Below are 18,891 nucleotides of genomic sequence, written 5' to 3'. Positions count from 1 at the left end.
ATACTTAACCCTTCACTCCCCCGCCAGCAGGTGCCGTCATGGACATCAAACAACTCAAGTTCCTGATCGCCCTGGAGCAGACCCGCCACTTCGGCCAGGCGGCCGCGCGCTGCCACATCACCCAGCCCACGCTGTCGATGCGCCTGCGCAACCTGGAGGATGAACTGGACCTGGTGCTGGTCACCCGAGGCCAGCGCTTCGAGGGTTTTACCGAGGCCGGCGAACGGGTGCTGGCATGGGCCAGGACCCTGCTGGCTGCCCACGACGGGCTCTTCGCCGAGGCCGCCGCGTGCCGGGGCCAGCTCGTGGGCAACCTGCGCCTGGGGCTGGTACCCCTCAGCAGCTTCAACCCGGTCACCTACATTCAGGGCCTGTCCCGCAGCTTTCCCGAGCTCAAGTACAGCCTGTCGTCCTTGAGTTCCGACCAGATCATCGAGGGCCTTGGCAACAATCAGCTGGACCTGGGCGTGTGCTACCTCGATCACGTCAACCCGAGCTATTTCGAGTTTTTCGAGATCGGCGAAACCCGCGTCGGCCTGCTGTACGACAATCGCCACTTCCATTTCGACGGCACGCAAATGAGCTGGGAGGACGCCGCCGAACTGCCGCTGGGGATGCTCAGCAACGGCATGCACTACCGCAAATCCATCGACCTGAGCTTTCGCAGCCGCGGACTGGACCCGCAACCGATCCTGGAAAGCGATTCGACTTACCAGTTGCTGCAGGCGATTCACGAGGGTTTCTGCTGCGCGATCATGCCGCTGGACAGTGGCCTGGAAGAGCCCATCGAACACCTGGCGTTCATCGAATTGCCGGATGCCAGCGTACTCGCGCCCCTGGGCCTGGTGATGCGCAAGACCGAACCGCGTTCGGCGATTGCCGAAAAGTGTTTCGCCGAAGCACGAACGTTATTCAGCCGGACTGACTGATCAAGTTTCGGTTTTAAAAAAACCGAACCGGACATGTTTGCCCAGTTTGATAGACATCACCAATCGGCACATCGGAACAAGCGATTGGACGCTGTTTAAAGTTACCCGTAGCCTGAACTTAATTCAGCGCTTCGAGGTTCTTTTCATGTTGTGCCAAGTTGAACAAACCGATGTTCGAAGCGACACCAATGCCCCCGCGCCCCAACCGTTGAGTGTGAACTTTCGCGAGTACGACAACGCCGCGTCAGTCTGTCAGGCGGCGCTGGCATCAGAGATTGCCCTGGCAATCACATACAACGGTCTGAGTCAGGCGGTGATGATGGTGTCGCCGGGCAACCTCGAAGATTTCATCCGTGGCTTCAGCGTCAGCAACGACATCGTTGAGGACCAGAGTGAAATCTACGACTTGCGCCTCACCCGATTCGACCAGGCCGTTCAAGCCGACGTGCAGATCTCCAGCCGTGCGTTCTGGGCGCTGAAGAACCATCGTCGGCAAATGGCCGGCACCAGTGGTTGCGGGCTGTGCGGTGTGGAAGCGCTGGAGCAGGCCCTACCGAAACTGGAGATTCTCGAGTCGGTTGCCCTGCCGCCCGCCGAACATTTCATCGACATCCGCAACCGCATCGAACAGGCCCAACAAATGGCCCGCAGCAGCGGTGCGCTGCACGCGGCGCTGTACTTCGACCCCCAAGGCAACGCGCTGATCTGCCGCGAAGACATTGGCCGCCACAACGCGCTGGACAAGTTGATCGGTGCCCTGCAACACGCCGGCATCGACAGCCGTTGCGGCTTCACCGTGGTCACCAGCCGTTGCAGCCTCGAACTGATCCACAAGGCCGTCAGGGCCAGGCTCGGTACGCTGGTCAGTCTGTCGGCACCCACCGCCCTGACCGTGCAATGGGCAATCAAACATCGCCTCAACCTGATTCACATCCCCCACCGCAACGCACCACGCATTTACAGCCCGGCATGATGCCTTCACCTGATCACAGCGCTGGCAAGCGCAGGAACCTCCCATGACAGACATTTCAGATGCATCGCCCGATGGCCTGACCCACCTCGACAGCCAGGGTCGCGCCAACATGGTCGATGTCAGCGAAAAAACCTCGACGCTGCGTGAAGCCCAGGCCCAGGCCTGGGTGCGGATGCGTCCGGAAACCCTGAAGCTGATTCAAAGCGACGGCCACCCCAAGGGCGACGTATTTGCCGTGGCGCGGATCGCCGGAATCATGGCGGCAAAGAAAACCCATGAACTGATCCCGCTGTGCCACACCCTTCTGCTCAGTTCGATCCACGTCGAACTCAAGGCCTGCACACCCGACAGCGTGAAAATCCTCAGTACGTGCCGCGTCGAGGGTCAGACCGGGGTCGAACTCGAAGCCCTGACCGCCGTCAGCGTGGCGGCGCTGACCCTCTATGACATGTGCAAGGCAGTGGATCGAGGCATGGTCATCGATGACATCCGCCTACTGAGTAAACAAGGTGGCCGCTCCGGTCATTTCAAGTTCGAGGACGCGCAATGATCCTGATCAATTACTTCGCCCGTTACCGCGAGCAGCTCAACCTGGGTGGTGAAAAACTGCCCCTGACCGACAGCCTCAAGACCATCGAGGACGTGCGCCGACTGCTGATGGCTCGCGGTGAGGTGTGGAGCCATGTGCTGGGTGAAAGCAACCTGATGTGTGCGCTGAACCAGGAGCTGTGCCATCCAGACCGGGTGATCGAGGACTATGACGAGATCGCCTTTTTTCCACCGGTCACCGGGGGTTGAGACATGACGGTTCGGGTCCAGCGTGAAATGTTCGACGTTGGCCGGCTGATCGACAGCCTGCAGGCAAACGATCCGGGGGTGGGTGCCGTGGTCAACTTCGTCGGCTATGTGCGCGACATCAATCAGGGTGAGGCGGTCAGCGGGTTGTTTCTGGAGCACTACCCGGGCATGACCGAACGGTCGCTGCAAAAAATCGTCGACAACGCCAGGGCCCGATGGCCATTGAGGGCGGTGCAGATCGTGCATCGGATCGGCCCGTTGTCGATCAGCGAGCCGATCGTGTTTGTCGGCGTCAGCAGCCCCCATCGTCAAGCCGCTTTCGAAGCCTGTGCATTCATCATGGACTACCTGAAAACCGACGCGCCGTTCTGGAAACGCGAAGACGTGGCGTCCGGCGCACGCTGGGTCGATGCCCGTGACAGCGACCGGTCAGCCGTCGAGCGCTGGGCAGATAGGCCGAATGAGGCGGCTATGCAACGCGCTCCGGCCTAGCTACAGTCATCGGCTCAAAGCTTTTCTGCACAAGGAGTTTCCGCTTGAGCCCCACGCCCTCCCCGATCACGCAACAGGATGTACTGCAACCCCGGTCCATCAGCCTGCGCGAGGCCTTCCTGTTCTGGCTCAAGCTTGGTTTCATCAGTTTCGGCGGGCCGGCGGGGCAGATTTCGATCATGCATCAGGAGCTGGTCGAACGCCGGCGCTGGATCTCCGAGCGGCGCTTTCTGCATGCCCTCAACTACTGCATGTTGCTGCCCGGGCCAGAGGCTCAGCAGTTGGCGACCTACATCGGCTGGCTGATGCACCGGACCTGGGGCGGTGTGATCGCTGGCGTGCTGTTTGTATTGCCTTCGCTGTTCATCCTGATTGCGCTGTCCTGGGTGTACATCGCCTTTGGTGACGTGCCCGTGGTCGCCGGACTGTTCTACGGGATCAAGCCTGCGGTCACGGCAATCGTGGTGCAGGCGGCTCACCGGATCGGCTCGCGGGCGCTGAAGAACGGCTGGTTATGGGGCATCGCCGCCGCGTCCTTCGTGGCCATCTTCGTGCTCAATGTGCCGTTTCCGTTGATCGTGCTCGGCGCGGCGGTCATCGGTTATTTCGGCGGGCGACTGGCACCGGAAAAATTCAGGACCGGTGGCCACAGCGCTGCGAAACGCTCCTACGGCCCGGCAGTGATCGACGACGACACCCCAACCCCCGGACACGCCCGCTTCAGTGGCTGGAAACTGGCGCGTCTGGCCGTGATCGGTGCGATCTTGTGGACACTGCCCATGGCCATGCTCACCGCGTTGTTCGGCTGGGAAGGCACGCTGACCCAGATGGCCTGGTTCTTCACCAAGGCCGCGCTGCTGACCTTTGGCGGCGCCTACGCGGTGTTGCCGTACGTCTACCAGGGCGCGGTCGGCCACTACGGATGGCTGACGCCGACGCAGATGATCGACGGCCTGGCGCTCGGTGAAACCACGCCGGGTCCGTTGATCATGGTTGTCGCCTTCGTCGGTTTTATCGGCGCCTACGTGCATCAGGTCTTCGGCCCGGATCAGGCCTTCGTTGCCGGCGCCATCGCCGCGACGCTGGTGACCTGGTTCACCTTCCTGCCCTCGTTCCTGTTCATCCTCGCCGGCGGGCCGTTGGTGGAATCGACGCACAACGAAATCAAGTTCACCGCGCCACTGACGGCCATTACGGCCGCCGTGGTGGGCGTGATTCTCAACCTGGCCTGTTTCTTTGCCTACCACGTGCTGTGGCCCAAAGGCTTCGAAGGAGCACTGGACTGGCCTTCGCTGCTGATCGCGATAGTCGCGGGCGTTGCATTGCTTGGATTCAAGCGCGGGGTAATCGAGGTGTTGATCGGCTGCGGGTTGATCGGCCTGGGTGTGCACCTGATGTTCTGAATCAAACATTTACACGCGCCGCAATCCTCCCTAGTATCCAGCCATCCCCCGGATGGCTTGTGCTACTGGCCACCGACGATTTCCGCCGCCGGAAACCTGCGCCATGCGTACTTTGCCGTCAGAACAGCACCTGCTGAACCTCTCGATCCAGGCCACCTCGCTGCTGGCCGTGGACGGCATTGCATGAAGCGCATCGTCAACCTGCCCATGGCCCTGCGCCGCTCCAAACTGCGTCACTCCGCACGTCCGCCGGATAGCGCCCTGCTCGCCTGATCGGCGAGCCCCCTCCTTCGCTATCCCTGCGTTTGCTCAGCGTATGCAATCCCTGTGGGAGCGAGCCTGCTCGCGATAGCGGAGTGTCATTCGAAATCAACTGTGAATGGCACACCGCGTTCGCGAGCAGGCTCGCTCCCACAGGTTGCGCACTTTGACTGACAGGCATTGAGTTTCTTTCAATTTCGTGTGGACACCGACATGACTCAACGTTGCAATTCCTACTACACCGCCACCCTCAACCAGGACACCGATTACCCGACGCTGCAAGGCCGGCACCGGGTTGATGTGGTGATCATCGGCGGCGGATTCACCGGTGTGGCCACCGCCGTCGAGCTGGCGGAAAAAGGCCTGAAGGTCGCCATCGTCGAAAGCCACAAGATCGGCTGGGGCGCCACCGGGCGCAATGGCGGCCAGGTCACCGGCAGCCTGTCGGGCGATGAAGCCATGCGCAAACAGATGCGCCGCACCATCGGTGATGAAGTCGATGATTTCATCTGGAACCTGCGCTGGCGCGGGCACCAGATCATCCAGCAGCGCGTGGAAAAATACGGCATCGCCTGCGACCTCAAGCACGGTCACCTGCACGCGGCGTACAAACCCGCGCACATGGCCGGCTTGCGCAAGGATTACGAAGAGGCGGTGCACCGTGGCATGGGCGACGAGGTCAGCCTGCTCGACCGCAACCAGGTGCGCGATCTGCTGCAAAGCGATCTCTACCACGGCGCGATCAAGAACACCCGCAACATGCACCTGCACCCGCTCAACCTGTGCATCGGCGAGGCCCGCGCAGCCGAAAGCCTCGGTGCGTTGATCTTCGAGAACAGCGAAGTGCTGGAGATCATCCATGGGGACACGCCTGGAGTGCGCACCGCCCACGGATACATCGACGCCAACCAGGTGCTGCTGGCCGGCGACGTCTACCACAAGCTGGAACCGGGCAAGCTCAAGGGCAAGATTTTCCCGGCCATGGGCGGCATCGTCACCACTGCGCCGCTGGGCGATCTGGCCAGACAGATCAACCCCGAAGACCTGGCGGTCTATGACTGCCGCTTCGTGCTCGATTACTACCGCCTCACCGCTGACGGTCGCCTGTTGTTCGGGGGCGGCGCCAACTACAGCGGCAAGGATTCGCGCGATATCGCCGCCGAGCTGCGTCCGTGCATCGAGCAGACCTTCCCGGCGCTCAAAGGCGTGGCCATCGATTACCAGTGGAGCTGCGCGATGGGCATCGTGATCAACCGCATCCCACAACTGGGCAAGCTGTCGGACAACGTCTGGTATTGCCAGGGCTACTCCGGCCACGGCATCGCCACCACCCACATCATGGGCGAAATCATGGGCCGTGCGATCACAGGAAAACTGGAACAGTTCGACACCTTCGCCGCCTGCCAGCACATCCGCGTGCCCATGGGCGACCTGCTCGGCAACCCGATGCTCGCCGCCGGCATGTGGTACTACCAGATGCTTGAGCGACTGCGCTGAGGTTACTGGCCAATACATTCAACATGGATGTTGTTTGTGCTGGCCTGGAGATTTGTGGTCGACATCGATTCCTGTAGGAGCGAGCCTGCTCGCGATGGCGGTGTCTCATTCAGCAGTGATGTCGGCTGAAAGTACGCCATCGCGAGCAAGCTCGCTCCCACAAAGACCCACTCAAGCCTGCACCACCTCGATCCCCAGCGCCCGGTAATCTTCAACATTGCCAGACGCCACATGCCGTTCGGTAATCAGCGTGTGCACGCGGTTGCAAGGCGCGACGACAAAGGGTTCCACCGCCCCGAGTTTGTCCGCCGTGGTGACGGCAATCACGTGAGAGGCACAGTCGAGCATCGCCTGTTTCACCGGCACCTCATCAAAATGCAGTGAGCTCAAGCCCACCTGCGGGTGAATCGCGCAAACCCCGGTAAACAGCAGATCGGCCTTGATGCCCGCCAGCACCCGCAGGGTTTCGTGACCGCTGGCCGACATCGTCGCCGGGTTGAGCTGGCCGCCCGCCAGAATCACCTTGATGCCTTTGTATTCGGACAAGGTGATGGCGGTCATCGGCGACGCGGTGATCGCGGTAATGGCAATGTCCGCCGGCAGCGAACGCGCGATCTGCAAGGTGGTAGTGCCGGAATCGAACACCACGATCTGACCGTCTTGCACCCGTCGCGCAGCCAATTGCGCCAGATGGGTTTTCACCTCATCGGTTTCACTGATCCGGGTGAAATAGTCCTTGCCCGTGTCCTTGGGACGCGGCAACGCCCCGCCGTGTACCCGCTGCACCAGGCCGACACTGGCCAGTTCCGCCAGATCCCGGCGGATGGTGTCTTCGGACACCGCGAAATGCTGGCTCAACTCCGAGGCCATGACCTTGCCGTCTCGTTCGAGGATCAACAGGATTTTTTGCCGGCGTACGGATGGAAGTTCGGCAGCGGAATGGTTGTCGTGCATGTTTTTGCCCGTTTATGCGTGAAATTGCGCTCTTCGGCGAGATTAGCCAAAGCACGGGACAAACACAAACGGGCGGCCGGGCAAACACCTCCAAGTATCATTTTTTTCGATCTTTCAAATCATTACGCCGAATTTTTTATTTTGCTGTGACCTGTTCAAGATGGCGCCGTCACTCATGTTTCGGATGGAAACCTCATGAATATCAATTTTGCTTTTGCGTGCATGATCGTGGTCTCGTTCACGATTGCGCTGGTTCACGCCTGACCGACAGGTCGTGAGACGTCAAGTTGTGCAAGGTCGCGGTAAAACGCCTGACAGATCAGGAATATGCACTATAACCAGTGGTGACATGATTTCCGATCAGGGGAACTGGAAGGCTCCCTCGGAAGTTGCTCTCTAAAAAAGCTGCGGACAATTGAGTGCCCGCCAGGAGACACCACCCATGAAAGCTCTGAAAATCGCCGCCAGTGATGGCGCCTCCGAATGTTTCCTGAACGCCCGGGAGGTAGTCCCGCTCAGTCAAACCGACTTCACCGACGTCGCCGTGGCCGTGGTGTCGGTCAATGATGTGTTGGCTGGAGCGTTGGACGTCATTCAGCGCACCGGTTTTGATGTGCCGATTTTCCTGGTGCCGTCCCCCGGCACCAGCACCCGCCCCCGGGAGGTCTACAAACACCTCAATGACGTGCTGCTGCAGGTGAACGGCATCTTCGACCTGTCCCCCAGTAACGTCGAATACCATGGCAACCAACTGGAGACAGCGGCCAAAGCCTATGAAGAAAGCCTGCTGCCGCCCTTCTTCGATTCGCTCAAACGGTACACCGAGGCGGCCAACGCAACCTTTGCCTGCCCCGGTCACCAGGGCGGCCAGTTCTTTCGCAAGCATCCGGCGGGGCGACAGTTTTTCGATTTCTTCGGCGAGACGCTGTTTCGCGCCGACATGTGCAACGCCGACGTCAAGCTCGGCGACCTGCTGATCCACGAAGGCCCGGCGCTGCTGGCGCAGAAACACGCCGCGCAGGTGTTCAACGCCGACAAGACCTACTTCGTGCTCAACGGCACCTCGGCGTCGAACAAGGTGGTGACCAACGCCCTGTTGACCCCCGGCGATCTGGTGCTGTTCGACCGCAACAACCACAAATCCAACCACCAGGGCGCGCTGTTGCAGGCCGGCGCCACGCCGGTGTATCTGGAAACCGCGCGCAACCCCTACGGCTTCATCGGCGGCATCGACGCCCACTGTTTCGACGAAGACTATCTGCGCGAACTGATCGCCGAAGTCGCCCCGGACAAGGCGCAACTGCCACGGCCGTTCCGCCTGGCGATCATTCAACTGGGCACCTATGACGGCACCGTCTACAACGCCCGGCAAGTCGTCGACCGCATCGGCAAGCTGTGTGACTACATCCTGTTCGACTCGGCGTGGGTCGGCTACGAGCAGTTCATCCCGATGATGAAGGACTGCTCGCCGCTGCTGCTCGACCTCAACGAAAACGACCCGGGCATCTTCGTCACCCAGTCGGTGCACAAACAGCAGGCCGGTTTTTCCCAGGCCTCCCAGGTGCACAAGAAGGACCGCCACATCAAAGGCCAGGCGCGCTATTGCAATCATCACCGGCTCAACAACGCGTTCATGGCCCAGGCGTCCACCAGCCCCTTCTACCCGCTGTTCGCTTCGCTGGATGTGAATGCGCGCATTCACTCGGGCCGCAGCGGCCTGCGCCTGTGGGAAGACTGCGTGAAGTTCGGCATCGAAGCGCGCAAGTTGATCCTCGAAGCCTGCACCATGGTCCGCCCGTTCGTGCCGGATACCATTGAAGGGCGCGCCTGGGAAGACTATCCAACCGAAGACATTGCCAATGACATCCGCTTCTTCGAGTTCCACCCCAAGGACCGCTGGCACGCCTTTGCCGGCTACGCCGAGAAGCAGTACTTCATCGACCCGTGCAAGTTGCTGTTCACCACGCCGGGCATCGACCCGGTGGATGGCAGCTACACCGACTTCGGCATTCACGCCGGTATCCTGGCCAACTTCCTGCGCGAGAACGGCATCGTTCCGGAAAAATGCGACCTCAACTCCATCCTGTTCCTGCTCACCCCGGCCGAAGACTGGGCGAAGATGACCCACCTGGCCGCGCAGATCGCCCGTTTCGAACGCTTCATCAGCGATGACGCGCCGATGAGCCGGGTGTTGCCGGCCATCTACGCGCAGCATCAGGAACGTTATCGCAACTACACCATTCGCCAGCTCTGCCAGGAAATGCACGACCTGTACCGCCACCACAATGTGCAGCAGTTGCAGAAGGACATGTTCCGCAAGGAACACTTCCCGAAAAAGGCCATGAACCCGCAGCAAGCGCAAATCGAGTACATCCGCGGCAACGTCGAACTGGTGGCGCTGGCGGATGCCGACGGGCGCATTGCGGCCGAAGGTGCGTTGCCTTATCCGCCGGGGGTGCTGTGCGTGGTGCCGGGTGAAATCTGGGGAGGCGCGGTGCTCAAGTACTTCCTGGCCCTGGAAGAAGGCATCAACCGCTTGCCCGGCTTCACGCCGGAGCTGCAGGGTGTGTATCTGAAGCAGGAAGGCGGTCGTACCCGGGCGTATGGGTACGTGATCAAGGCCTGATGGCATGCAGCAGGAGCTGGCGTGGGCCGGCTCCTGCCCAATGCATCGATCAGAATTTTTCCGGGATGTACTTGAACGGATAGTTCGGATCCCGATAGTTTCCGGGACTTTGGCGTTTGGGCAGTTTCACTTTTGCCCGCGGTATTTCTTCATAAGGAATACTGTTCAGCACATCACTGATGATGTTCAGTCGCGCCCGTCGCTTGTCATTCGAGTTGGCGACCCGCCACGGGGCGAATTCGGTGTCGGTGAATTTGAACATGTCGTCCCGGGCACGGGAGTAGTCGTACCAGCGGTTATAGGACTTGAGGTCCATGGGTGACAGCTTCCAGATCTTGCGTCCGTCGGTGATACGCGACTTGAGGCGTCGGGTCTGCTCCTCCTGGCTCACTTCAAGCCAGTATTTGATCAGGATGATTCCCGATTCGACCAGTGCCTGCTCGACACGCGGCACCCCGGTGAGAAAGGTGTGCACCTGCTCGTCGCTGCAGAACCCCATGACCCGCTCGACACCGGCGCGGTTGTACCAGCTGCGATCGAAGATCACCACTTCACCGGCCGCCGGCAGGTGCGGCAAATAACGTTGCACATACATCTGGCTTTTTTCCCGCTCGGTCGGTGCCGGCAGCGCCATCACCCGGAACACCCGCGGACTGACCCGTTCGGTCAACGCCTTGATTGTCCCGCCCTTGCCGGCGCCATCACGGCCCTCAAAGACGATGCAGACCTTGGCGCCCGAGTGCTGCACCCACTCCTGCAGCTTGACCATCTCGACATGCAGCCGCGCCAGTTCCTCGAGATAATCCTTGTTCTTGAGCTTGCCGCTTTCGACCGGTTTGCTTTTGGTTGCCGCCTTCTTCTTTGCCATGCCCGTTACCTCCTTCAATGCGTCACATAGCGTCCGGAGTGCCCCCGGCCGCGTTCATTGCGCGTCGACTGCGCTGGTAATGTTCAACAGCCTGTTCCAGGTTCAAGAACATCCGGGCCTCGCCCAGCGTATGGCCCAAGGGTGCCTTGATGACCATGTCCCATACGCTGGGGCTCATGCCCACCAGCCACAGTGAAATGCCTTTCTCACTCATGCGCTGCTCCGCGCCGGTGAGCATTTTCAGCGCGGTGTATTCCAGGTCGAACACACTGCGCAGGTCCAGGACCACGACCTTGGGGTTCGCCACGTCAATCAGCGGCCGGATCTTGTCGGCGATGCGCTCGGCATTGGCGAAGAACACCCGTCCTTCGGGCCTGAGCAACAGCAATCCGTCAAAGTGTTCGTCGTCTTCGTTGTCGGTGGCCTGCGGGCGATAGACGTTGGTACCGGGCTTGCGTCCCAGTACGTGCACGGGCGGGTCGGAGACCTGGTAGGCCAGGGCCAGCAACGAGACGATAATCGCCACGACGATCCCTTGCAGCGTGCCCAGCAGCATCACGCCGATCATGGCCACCACGGCCCAGGCAAATTCGGTACGGCGAACCGACAGGATTTCGCGAAATTGCGCCGGTTCGATCAAACCCACCGAATACACGATCACCACGGCGGCGAGCGTGGCGTTGGGCATCAGGCCAATGAGCGGTGCCAGCAGCAGGCAAGTGCCCAGCGCCAGTGCGGCGGTGACCAGTGCCGCCAGTTGCGAACGGGCGCCGGCCAGGCGGTTCACTGCCGTCTGGGTGGTCCCGCCACCGGCGACCATGGCCCCGAGAAACGCGCCACCGATGTTGGCAACGCCTGTGGCCAGCAGTTCCCGATTCGGTTGTGGCGCGGGCTCGTCACTGCGAGCGAAAGCGCGCCCCGCCGCGATGGTTTCGGTGAAACTCATCAGCGCGATACCCATCGCCGAGGACCACAGGGTTTCGGCCATCGACCAAACCGGCAGGGTCGGTGCGGGCAATCCGATCGGCACCACGCCCACGGCGGACACACCAAAGCGCTCCAGGCCAAACAGGCTCATGCCGATGATGCCAAGCGCCACCGCAATCAAAGGTGCGGGCAGCCGGGGCGTAAAACGCTTCATGCCCACCAGCAGCAGGACCATGAACACACCGACCGCCACGGTCGGCAGCGAGGCATGGCCGACGCTCTGGACCGTGGCCACCAGATTGTGCAGGAAGCCGCCTTTGTCGATGTGCGTGCCCAACAGCTTGGGCAATTGGTCGAGCACGATGACCACGCCGATGCCGGCCTTGAAACCCACCAGTACCGGCTCGGAAATGAAATTGGCGACGAAACCCAGGCGCAGCAACCCCGCGACAATCAGGATCGCACCCACCATCAGGGCCAGCGTGGCGGAACCGGCGAGCAAGGTCGCCGCATCGCCTTCGGGGCTGATCTGGCCCAACGCGGAGCCGGCGAGAATGGCCAGGGTGGTCGTGGTGCTGACGCTAAGCGGGCGCGACGTGCCGAGCACGGCATAGATCACCATCGGCACCAGCGCCGTGTACAGCCCGACCTGCACCGGCAGGCCGGCAATGGTGGCGTACGCCAGCGCCTTGGGTATGACCACGGCCGCTGCCGTCAGCCCGGCGACCACATCGCTGCGCAGCCAGTCTGGCCGGTAGCTGCCGAGCCACTCCGGGATCAACAGGCTGCGCAAGGTTCTCCGCTGTGGAGTGCCTGGAATCCGCTCTTGCGGATGGCTGCCTTGTTGATTCATCGGTCACTCCAGTGGCAAATCTTCCATGCGGATGATGAGTGGGCTCGACAGACCGCACAATCCTTTAACTGCACGCGCAACCATTGCAAACCCTCAAAGGCATCGAAGCGCGTGTGCCGGCGGGCAATCAGCTCAGGTTGAGGAAATTCCAAGGGTGGGGCATGGGTTGAATACACCGGCAAACGTCCGGGCAATCGGGCTCGGTAGATTACAAATGTAGCCGGTTTGCGCGGCGATGAAGGGATTCGTTGATTGAGCCCGAATACCTCCAACACGTCCTTCCTGAAAGTGGAAGCCTCGTATGGACGACGTCATGAAAGCGATAAATGAGCTATACCCGCTAATTCTCCCCATTGCAGTTCTTCAACTCAGGAGTTTGGCAATGAAGCTCAAAACCTCACTGGCAGCACTCGTGGTTGCGGCAAGCCTTTTCGGCTGCACCACTTCTTCGACCCACGGCGTGAACGTTAACCTGGTCGCCACCCGGCAAAACGCCGGTCAGATCGGCACCGTCACCTTGACCGACTGGGACAAGAAAACGGGGCTCAGTTTCTTCATCAGCGGTGCTCCAATGGGGGTTACGCTGCCCCTGCGTCTTTACTCTTTCATCAATAACGGCACCTGCCAGCAACCCGGGTCAGTCGCCTACGCGATGAACGACACCGTCAACACCGAACGCCAACCCGTACGCGGCTGGTCTTTTACCAGAACCGCGCCTGTGCCGTTGCAAACCCTGCTTGACGGCAAGTATTCGGTGGTCGTGCGAACGGCTTCGACCGATGGCAACGTCGATATTTTTTGCGGGGATATCAAGGCAACAGAACCGGTGAAATAGCCGCGGCCATTGCAGGCCGCCCACGCCCCGGTACCGCTCGTGCCACCCGTTGTGCGGTGCGAGCGGTGGCGTCGGGTGAACGGAGCCGGCGGCGACAGTGGCAACAACCGGTAACAAACCTGTCATTAGTCACTGATAACGTCCTAGCGCTTTCCCGAACCGCATCCGTTCGAACTCCGATCGGCAGTTCCCCGTACCGGGCTTTGCCCAACCGCTCAAGGTGACACTACAGGTGTACTCAAGCACGACGCGCAAGCAAATCATCATCAGGTCCAACGACATGAGCTGTGACGACTTTGGCGCGTTGTTCTTGAACCTGTTCGGCAACCTTTACTCCGACTCTGCGCCGCCGCCAAAAAGCATCAGCATCGGCGGGGTCTATGGCAGACACGAAGGTGTCAGCTTTCGTCGCATGCACTTTCACGGTGACTTCACGGTGGCATTTCCCGCCCCCCTTGATGAAATCACGTTCGTCATTCCCACCGCCGGCAAGATCATCTTCAACCACGTCACCGAGTCGGTTGGCTTCGCCCAGATCGGCCTGGCCATCGACAAGGCCGAGGTCCGCTCGGCGCGCTTTGTCGACAATCATGCGCAGCACGGGATTTCGATCAGCCGGGCGCTGATCACCGAACGACTGTCGATGTTGCTCGGCAAGCCGATCCTGCAAAAAATCTGTTTTGAGCCCGTGGTGGATCTGAGCGTACCCGCCTTGCAGGGCATCAAGGCGCTGGTGGACCTGGCCACCGGAACCGAGTTCGACCTGCTGATCAATACGGGCTCGCTGATGCCCTCACGCCTTCGCGAAATGCTGGTCGACGCGGTGCTCGAAACCTGGCCGCACAACTTCACCGAGGCCCTTCAGCGCCCCTCCCCACTGATAGCGCCGCGACATGTGAAGCTGGCCGTCGAGTACATTCAGGCACATCCCGACCGACTAGCCAGCGGTACCGAACTGGCGCAATTGACCAACGTCAGCCTGCGCGCATTGCAGGAGGGTTTTCAGCGTTTCATGGGCACCTCGATCGTCGCCTATCAGCGCCAGGTACGCCTGGAGCGCGCCTTTGCCGCGCTGTCCCAGGGTGTATCGCCTTCGGTCACGGACGTGGCCTTGCAACACGGCTTCAGCAATGTCGGCCGGTTTTGCCAGTATTTCCAGAGTGCCTACGGCATCAGTCCCGCAGACGTGAGAAAAGGCCGGAGAACGCGACCCATGGCGACCAATTGAGGATGTGTGGGAGCGAGCTTGCTCGCGATGGCGTAGTGACATTCAACATCCATGTCGACTGACACGGCCTCTTCGCGAGCAAGCTCGCTCCCACCATTGATCGGTGTCGAACACAAATCCCGCGTACGACAAAAAACCACTGTGGGAGCGAGCTTGCTCGCGATGGCGGTATGTCAGCCACCCTCTTCGTCGGCTGCTAGTCCGCCTTCGCGAGCAAGCTCGATCCCACAGATTGTTTGATCTGATCGTCAGAACAGATAACTGGCCTTCAGGCCGCCATTGAAGCCGTGGCTGTCGCCGCCACCACTGGCGCCGACTTGCGCCCCTACGCTCCACGGACCAAGGTTGGCCATGACGTTGACGCCACCAGTGAACTGGTCACGGTTGTCGAAGGCAGCCTGCTGTTCGATGTCCAGCCCCAACAGGTGCCCTTCGCTGTCGACTTCATGGTCGCCCAACACATGCTCGTAGCCCACTTGCACACCCGGCACCACTTGCCAGGCACCGAGGCTGACAGGTGCAAAGGATGCGTTGAGGTTGGCCACCGCGCTCTTGCGGGTCTCGTGGATGCCGTCGACGTCCAGGGCCAGTTCGCTGCCCTTTTCCTGGAAGCCCGACAGGTTGACGTGGCTGACCCGCACGCCGAGGCTCGGTTCGAGGGTCACGCCGTTCACCGGCACACGGTAACCGAGCGCCAGGGTCGCGCCGGTGAGGTTGCCATGGCTGTCGCCCCTGGCCGTGCCCAGACCGCCGCCGAGTTCTCGCTTGCTCTCGTAATCGAGATAGCCCGCGCTGGCATTGGCATCCACAAACAGGCCACGTTCCAGACCGTTCGGCGCAAAGCGTGCGCCGACGCTGAAGAAGGTCAGGTCGGTATCGGCCTCGCCACCAGCACCACCGACATTGCCGCTGCTGTAGCCGAAGCCGGCATGGGCGCTGAGCTGTTCGGAAAAGCGCTGGGTCAGGCCAATCATCATGCCCTGGCTATGCTCGTTGCTGCTGGAGGCCTGGGACGAACCATCCGTGCCCAGGTACCCCGCCAGGGCGGTGCTCCACAGGCGATATTGCCCGGCCTTGAGGTCGATGCCGCTGGTGAACGGCGCGGCGGCCTGTTCGATCATCGCGCCCTGACGCAGCAGGTAGCTCGCGGCGTCGGCGTGCACCTGACCGCCGACAGTAGACTCGACACCGCCGAGGCTACCCGCATCAATGGCCGACTGCAGGTAGTAGTTGTAGGCGCTGTAGGTGCCCGACAGGTTGCTGTTCTGCAGTTGCTGCAACAACTGCGCGCCGGCCGCGGCGTTGCCGGCCAGGTCCGCTGCGCCAGGCAGGCTGTTGTAGAACACCATCTTGCCGCGCAGCACGTAGATGGTTTCCTGGGACAGGCCGAGGCCTTGCTTGAGGTAGTTATCCATCGTGCCGTATTGCGCGGTCACCTCGTCCAGGCCGGCTTGCAGGTAACTGGCCTCCACACCGATCAGCGACCCATAGATGGTCGCCAGGCTCGGTGGCAACGCCGCCAGGGTCGCCTTGATGCGCGCGGCGGTGTAGTCGTTGGTCGCCAGGTAGTTGCTCATGATGGTGGCATCGTCGACCCCGGCGATGCTTTGCAGCACAGCAGCGGTCCAGCCCGTACGGTCCTTGCCGGCGGTGCAATGGAACAGCGCGGCGCCGTCGACCGTGGCCAGCTCATTGAACAGCTGGTTGAACTCGCTGCGCATCCCAGGGTTGCGGACGAAATCACGGTTGGTGTCCTGCATCATGGCGGTGGCTTCGGCGGCGCTGTGGAACGCAACGTTGGTGATGTTCGCACCCGACGTGGAGCCACCGATGATGTCGATGTTGGTGTACGTCGCACCCGTGGGCATCGTGTCGGGCGTGGCGGCGATTTCGGTTGGCGTGCGCAGGTCGTAGACCGCCTTGATGCCCATACCGTTGAGGGTTGCCAGATCCGCCGCCGATGGCGTCAGCGCGTTGGAGCGGTAAAACACCCCGCCACGCATCGTGCCGTCATTGGCCGTCGAATACGCGGTGGTGAGACCGGCGACATCGCGCAAGTTATCGATGCTCTTCAGGCGAGGAGTGTTGAGGGGGACAGTCTCGGCCGCCTGGGCGGCAGCGATGGACAGGCTCAAAACAGACAGCGAACACACAAGTCGTTGGAACACAGTGCAGCCTCATTGAAATCGCGTTGGGCTGACTAATATCTACAATGAAATGGCGTTGAACATGACAAATCGCCCACGAACGCAAATCACTGCGCGATATGTCCCGGCGGCTCGTTTTCTGTCCGTGTAATGCCCGCTGGGGGGCTGGTTGTGAGTGATGTGCCTGGCGGGGAACGAGGTGTGTGGTGGCCGGTGGTCAATTTCCAGGTATAAAAAAACCCGCCTTCCAGCGGGTTTTTTGCTTTTCAGAAACTGATCTGTCGCCGCGAACTCAATGGGTTTTTTTCGAGGTCGACTGCCCGGCTTTACTCAAGCCCTTGGTGTTGTGCTCACCCGGCGTCGAGGCCGAAATAGCCCTGGCCTTGGAGATGCCGCGAGTATCTTTGGAATGGGCGATGCCTGAGGTCGTGGTGCCATGACCGTTATCATCGTTGCGCTCACTACCGTAGTGGTTCCCGCTCAGGCCATGGTCGCGCACGGATTTGCCGGCATGGTCGCTGTTCAGCCCGTTGCCGCGGCCGTTACTGCCGGAGTGGCCTGTACCGGCGTGTCCGCCCCCCATACCGCCGCCGTGGCCTGCGCCGTTTCCGCCGCCATTACCACCGCCATTTCCGCCACCGCCACCGCCACCGTTTCCACCGCCACCGCCATCCTTCGCGTATGCGGAACCCATGATCGACAGGCCATCAGGGAGTAACGGAGCGGCTGCAAGCATCATGGCGCATGACATTACAGCAACGAGACTCTTGTTTTTAAAAAGCATGATTGCTTCCGTAGGAGGTTGATATCGCGTGACGTATGACGCGATATCCCTGGAACAGTTCAAGTGCCACGACAGACGGCTGGAGCACCCTCAGTCAACGGGAAGACCTTCCACACGTTAATCAAACGCACCGTCGAGAATTTCATAGACAAGCCCGGTGGCCAGCGCAACCAGGATCAGGTCCGTACCGACTTGCTGCCATTCGTAGCCATCGTAGTGGGGCAGCCTGCCGACCAGCCGGCCATCCAGTTTTTTGGCGATGCCGGGTGGAAGCGGCTTGCCACGGGCAAGGTTCTTTTGAATGCCCGGTGGCAAATCAGGCCCGGGGCTCCAGTAGCCCGTGTTCACGCCAATGATCTGGAGCACGCTGCTGCGGTTGATGCTCGGGCCATTGCTCCAGTCCCCGCCGCCGGAATTCTTGTTCTTGTTGCCATGACTGCCCTGGTTGCCATGGTTGGCCTTCCCGCCACCTTGGCCGTTACCGGGATCAGCCAGCGCCGTCGCCGAGCCGCTGATCAGGGTCAAACAGGTGATTGCTGCAATCAAAGATCGAGACCTGAACATGAGTCACTCCTTCGTGGTGGGAAATGTTCCCTGAAATTTAGACGCTATTGACGTAGTTGGTTCCATCGAGTCACAGAGCCATGAACCGTCTGCGCTCATCCGCTCGAAGCCAGGTTTCACGTCCGGGCATTCGCCGCAACGTTCTTCGATGTGAATCCACGCTTGATACGTCGCAGATACTTCAATGCGTGGCGCTGTTTCCCGATTGTTACCTCAGCGCCGCAGTTGTCACTTCTGCGCCGCCGAACTGGCCAATAGAGTATGGCCGTCGGTGTGGAACTGGGTCGTCGACTTGTCGGCCCGCGTTGGCACCGATCCCCCCATCACGGAAGAGGTGAATCATGAGTTTCGTCAAAGTGGAAAAAAACCAGAGCAGCGCCCCGTCGGATGCCGACATGAAAAAAGCCATGGTCGAGTCGGGCGGCAAGCCGGGCGAGGTCACCGGGACCAATGCCGCCCGCACCCTGACCTACACCGGCGTGGTCAATCACACGGTGTACGAGAACAAGCTGATCGAGATCGCCAAGGGCAAACGCACCAGCTGGAACTTCGTCTGGGCCGATGCCCGGGCCGCCTGAGGTCAAGGCGGGGCGGCCGATCGGCTGCCCCGCTGACCCGGCCCCTGATACACCCCCGATACCCGCTTGTAACACCAAGACACTTAGCCGCCCTGCCCCTCGCCCCTAGAGTGAAGCCGTCAATGGACAGCAGCGCCAAGCGCCAGCAGCCCATTGTTTGCCCAACACACCACC

General features: G+C 60.9%; 17 protein-coding genes. 11 read left to right on the top strand and 6 right to left on the bottom strand.

What is annotated here, in order from left to right; genetic code table 11:
* The first annotated feature begins 38 nt into the window (after positions 1 to 38).
* The 7 genes from AC1RS8_RS10575 to AC1RS8_RS10545 all read left to right on the top strand — a co-directional run bounded on the left by AC1RS8_RS10575 (position 39) and on the right by AC1RS8_RS10545 (position 6,353).
* Positions 39 to 929: a LysR family transcriptional regulator gene (locus AC1RS8_RS10575; RefSeq protein ID WP_090456130.1), complete on the top strand. Its 891-nt coding sequence runs from the start codon at positions 39 to 41 to the stop codon at positions 927 to 929.
* 145 nt (positions 930 to 1,074) lie between these two features.
* On the top strand, positions 1,075 to 1,902 hold the full coding sequence (gene fdhD / locus AC1RS8_RS10570; protein ID WP_489338687.1) for a formate dehydrogenase accessory sulfurtransferase FdhD: 828 nt from the start codon (positions 1,075 to 1,077) through the stop codon (positions 1,900 to 1,902).
* Between the two features lie 43 nt (positions 1,903 to 1,945).
* The gene (gene moaC / locus AC1RS8_RS10565) at positions 1,946 to 2,452 is read left to right on the top strand and encodes a cyclic pyranopterin monophosphate synthase MoaC (protein ID WP_150814415.1); all 507 of its coding nucleotides are present in this window, start codon (positions 1,946 to 1,948) and stop codon (positions 2,450 to 2,452) included.
* Positions 2,449 to 2,700, top strand: coding sequence for a molybdopterin converting factor subunit 1 (gene moaD, locus AC1RS8_RS10560; RefSeq protein WP_090456136.1), 252 nt, complete (start codon positions 2,449 to 2,451; stop codon positions 2,698 to 2,700). Before moaC ends, moaD begins: the two co-directional genes overlap by 4 nt.
* Before the next feature lie 3 nt (positions 2,701 to 2,703).
* Complete coding sequence (gene moaE / locus AC1RS8_RS10555) at positions 2,704 to 3,192, top strand: molybdopterin synthase catalytic subunit MoaE (RefSeq protein WP_489338688.1); 489 nt, start codon at positions 2,704 to 2,706, stop codon at positions 3,190 to 3,192.
* A gap of 44 nt (positions 3,193 to 3,236) precedes the next feature.
* A complete protein-coding gene (chrA, locus tag AC1RS8_RS10550) occupies positions 3,237 to 4,595 on the top strand; it encodes a chromate efflux transporter (RefSeq protein ID WP_489338689.1) in 1,359 nt (452 codons plus the stop codon).
* Between the two features lie 474 nt (positions 4,596 to 5,069).
* Positions 5,070 to 6,353 carry an NAD(P)/FAD-dependent oxidoreductase gene (locus AC1RS8_RS10545; RefSeq protein ID WP_489338690.1) on the top strand — a complete coding sequence of 428 codons (1,284 nt, stop codon included), beginning with the start codon at positions 5,070 to 5,072 and terminating at the stop codon, positions 6,351 to 6,353.
* Between the two features lie 171 nt (positions 6,354 to 6,524).
* Here the strand turns inward: AC1RS8_RS10545 and AC1RS8_RS10540 are convergent, their stop codons facing one another.
* A complete protein-coding gene (locus AC1RS8_RS10540) occupies positions 6,525 to 7,307 on the bottom strand; it encodes a DeoR/GlpR family DNA-binding transcription regulator (RefSeq protein WP_489338691.1) in 783 nt (260 codons plus the stop codon).
* A 442-nt stretch (positions 7,308 to 7,749) separates the two neighbouring features.
* On the opposite strand from AC1RS8_RS10540, the gene speF reads away from it, so the two are divergent.
* Positions 7,750 to 9,933: an ornithine decarboxylase SpeF gene (gene speF, locus AC1RS8_RS10535; protein WP_090456145.1), complete on the top strand. Its 2,184-nt coding sequence runs from the start codon at positions 7,750 to 7,752 to the stop codon at positions 9,931 to 9,933.
* 49 nt (positions 9,934 to 9,982) lie between these two features.
* Here speF and ppk2 read toward each other — a convergent pair whose 3' ends face one another.
* Together ppk2 and AC1RS8_RS10525 are read right to left on the bottom strand one after the other, a co-directional pair.
* The gene (gene ppk2, locus AC1RS8_RS10530) at positions 9,983 to 10,801 is read right to left on the bottom strand and encodes a polyphosphate kinase 2 (protein WP_090456147.1); all 819 of its coding nucleotides are present in this window, start codon (positions 10,799 to 10,801) and stop codon (positions 9,983 to 9,985) included.
* Between the two features lie 22 nt (positions 10,802 to 10,823).
* Complete coding sequence (locus AC1RS8_RS10525; RefSeq protein WP_489338692.1) at positions 10,824 to 12,581, bottom strand: SulP family inorganic anion transporter; 1,758 nt, start codon at positions 12,579 to 12,581, stop codon at positions 10,824 to 10,826.
* A 382-nt stretch (positions 12,582 to 12,963) separates the two neighbouring features.
* Here AC1RS8_RS10525 and AC1RS8_RS10520 point away from each other — a divergent pair, with 382 nt between their 5' ends.
* Positions 12,964 to 13,416 carry a hypothetical protein gene (locus AC1RS8_RS10520; RefSeq protein ID WP_090456151.1) on the top strand — a complete coding sequence of 151 codons (453 nt, stop codon included), beginning with the start codon at positions 12,964 to 12,966 and terminating at the stop codon, positions 13,414 to 13,416.
* 280 nt (positions 13,417 to 13,696) lie between these two features.
* A complete protein-coding gene (locus tag AC1RS8_RS10515) occupies positions 13,697 to 14,644 on the top strand; it encodes a helix-turn-helix transcriptional regulator (RefSeq protein WP_223473444.1) in 948 nt (315 codons plus the stop codon).
* Positions 14,645 to 14,892: 248 nt separating this feature from the next.
* Here the strand turns inward: AC1RS8_RS10515 and AC1RS8_RS10510 are convergent, their stop codons facing one another.
* The 3 genes from AC1RS8_RS10510 to AC1RS8_RS10500 all read right to left on the bottom strand — a co-directional run bounded on the left by AC1RS8_RS10510 (position 14,893) and on the right by AC1RS8_RS10500 (position 18,139).
* Positions 14,893 to 16,812 (bottom strand): tyrosine-protein phosphatase, encoded by a 1,920-nt coding sequence (locus AC1RS8_RS10510; RefSeq protein WP_489338693.1) that lies wholly within the window; start codon positions 16,810 to 16,812, stop codon positions 14,893 to 14,895.
* A gap of 271 nt (positions 16,813 to 17,083) precedes the next feature.
* On the bottom strand, positions 17,084 to 17,575 hold the full coding sequence (locus AC1RS8_RS10505) for a hypothetical protein (RefSeq protein WP_493162564.1): 492 nt from the start codon (positions 17,573 to 17,575) through the stop codon (positions 17,084 to 17,086).
* A 117-nt stretch (positions 17,576 to 17,692) separates the two neighbouring features.
* Positions 17,693 to 18,139, bottom strand: coding sequence for an anti-virulence regulator CigR family protein (locus AC1RS8_RS10500; RefSeq protein ID WP_349736859.1), 447 nt, complete (start codon positions 18,137 to 18,139; stop codon positions 17,693 to 17,695).
* A 341-nt stretch (positions 18,140 to 18,480) separates the two neighbouring features.
* Here AC1RS8_RS10500 and AC1RS8_RS10495 point away from each other — a divergent pair, with 341 nt between their 5' ends.
* Entirely contained in the window at positions 18,481 to 18,717 is a 237-nt protein-coding gene (locus AC1RS8_RS10495) for a hypothetical protein (RefSeq protein ID WP_090456158.1), read from the top strand.
* Positions 18,718 to 18,891: the final 174 nt, after the last annotated feature.

The sequence above is a fragment of the Pseudomonas sp. GW821-FHT12A04 genome (assembly GCF_058807755.1).
This window is presented reverse-complemented; position numbering and strand designations above follow the sequence as displayed.

Bases quoted from the DNA above. Each gene is read 5' to 3' on its own strand.
- moaD (WP_090456136.1), top strand. From the start codon at position 2,449: ATGATCCTGATCAATTACTTCGCCCGTTACCGCGAGCAGCTCAACCTG.
- AC1RS8_RS10495 (WP_090456158.1), top strand. From the start codon at position 18,481: ATGAGTTTCGTCAAAGTGGAAAAAAACCAGAGCAGCGCCCCGTCGGAT.
- AC1RS8_RS10520 (WP_090456151.1), top strand. From the start codon at position 12,964: ATGAAGCTCAAAACCTCACTGGCAGCACTCGTGGTTGCGGCAAGCCTT.
- speF (WP_090456145.1), top strand. From the start codon at position 7,750: ATGAAAGCTCTGAAAATCGCCGCCAGTGATGGCGCCTCCGAATGTTTC.
- ppk2 (WP_090456147.1), bottom strand. From the start codon at position 10,801: ATGGCAAAGAAGAAGGCGGCAACCAAAAGCAAACCGGTCGAAAGCGGC.
- AC1RS8_RS10515 (WP_223473444.1), top strand. From the start codon at position 13,697: ATGAGCTGTGACGACTTTGGCGCGTTGTTCTTGAACCTGTTCGGCAAC.
- AC1RS8_RS10575 (WP_090456130.1), top strand. From the start codon at position 39: ATGGACATCAAACAACTCAAGTTCCTGATCGCCCTGGAGCAGACCCGC.
- moaE (WP_489338688.1), top strand. From the start codon at position 2,704: ATGACGGTTCGGGTCCAGCGTGAAATGTTCGACGTTGGCCGGCTGATC.
- moaC (WP_150814415.1), top strand. From the start codon at position 1,946: ATGACAGACATTTCAGATGCATCGCCCGATGGCCTGACCCACCTCGAC.
- AC1RS8_RS10500 (WP_349736859.1), bottom strand. From the start codon at position 18,139: ATGTTCAGGTCTCGATCTTTGATTGCAGCAATCACCTGTTTGACCCTG.
- fdhD (WP_489338687.1), top strand. From the start codon at position 1,075: ATGTTGTGCCAAGTTGAACAAACCGATGTTCGAAGCGACACCAATGCC.
- AC1RS8_RS10545 (WP_489338690.1), top strand. From the start codon at position 5,070: ATGACTCAACGTTGCAATTCCTACTACACCGCCACCCTCAACCAGGAC.
- AC1RS8_RS10505 (WP_493162564.1), bottom strand. From the start codon at position 17,575: ATGCTTTTTAAAAACAAGAGTCTCGTTGCTGTAATGTCATGCGCCATG.
- AC1RS8_RS10525 (WP_489338692.1), bottom strand. From the start codon at position 12,581: ATGAATCAACAAGGCAGCCATCCGCAAGAGCGGATTCCAGGCACTCCA.
- AC1RS8_RS10540 (WP_489338691.1), bottom strand. From the start codon at position 7,307: ATGCACGACAACCATTCCGCTGCCGAACTTCCATCCGTACGCCGGCAA.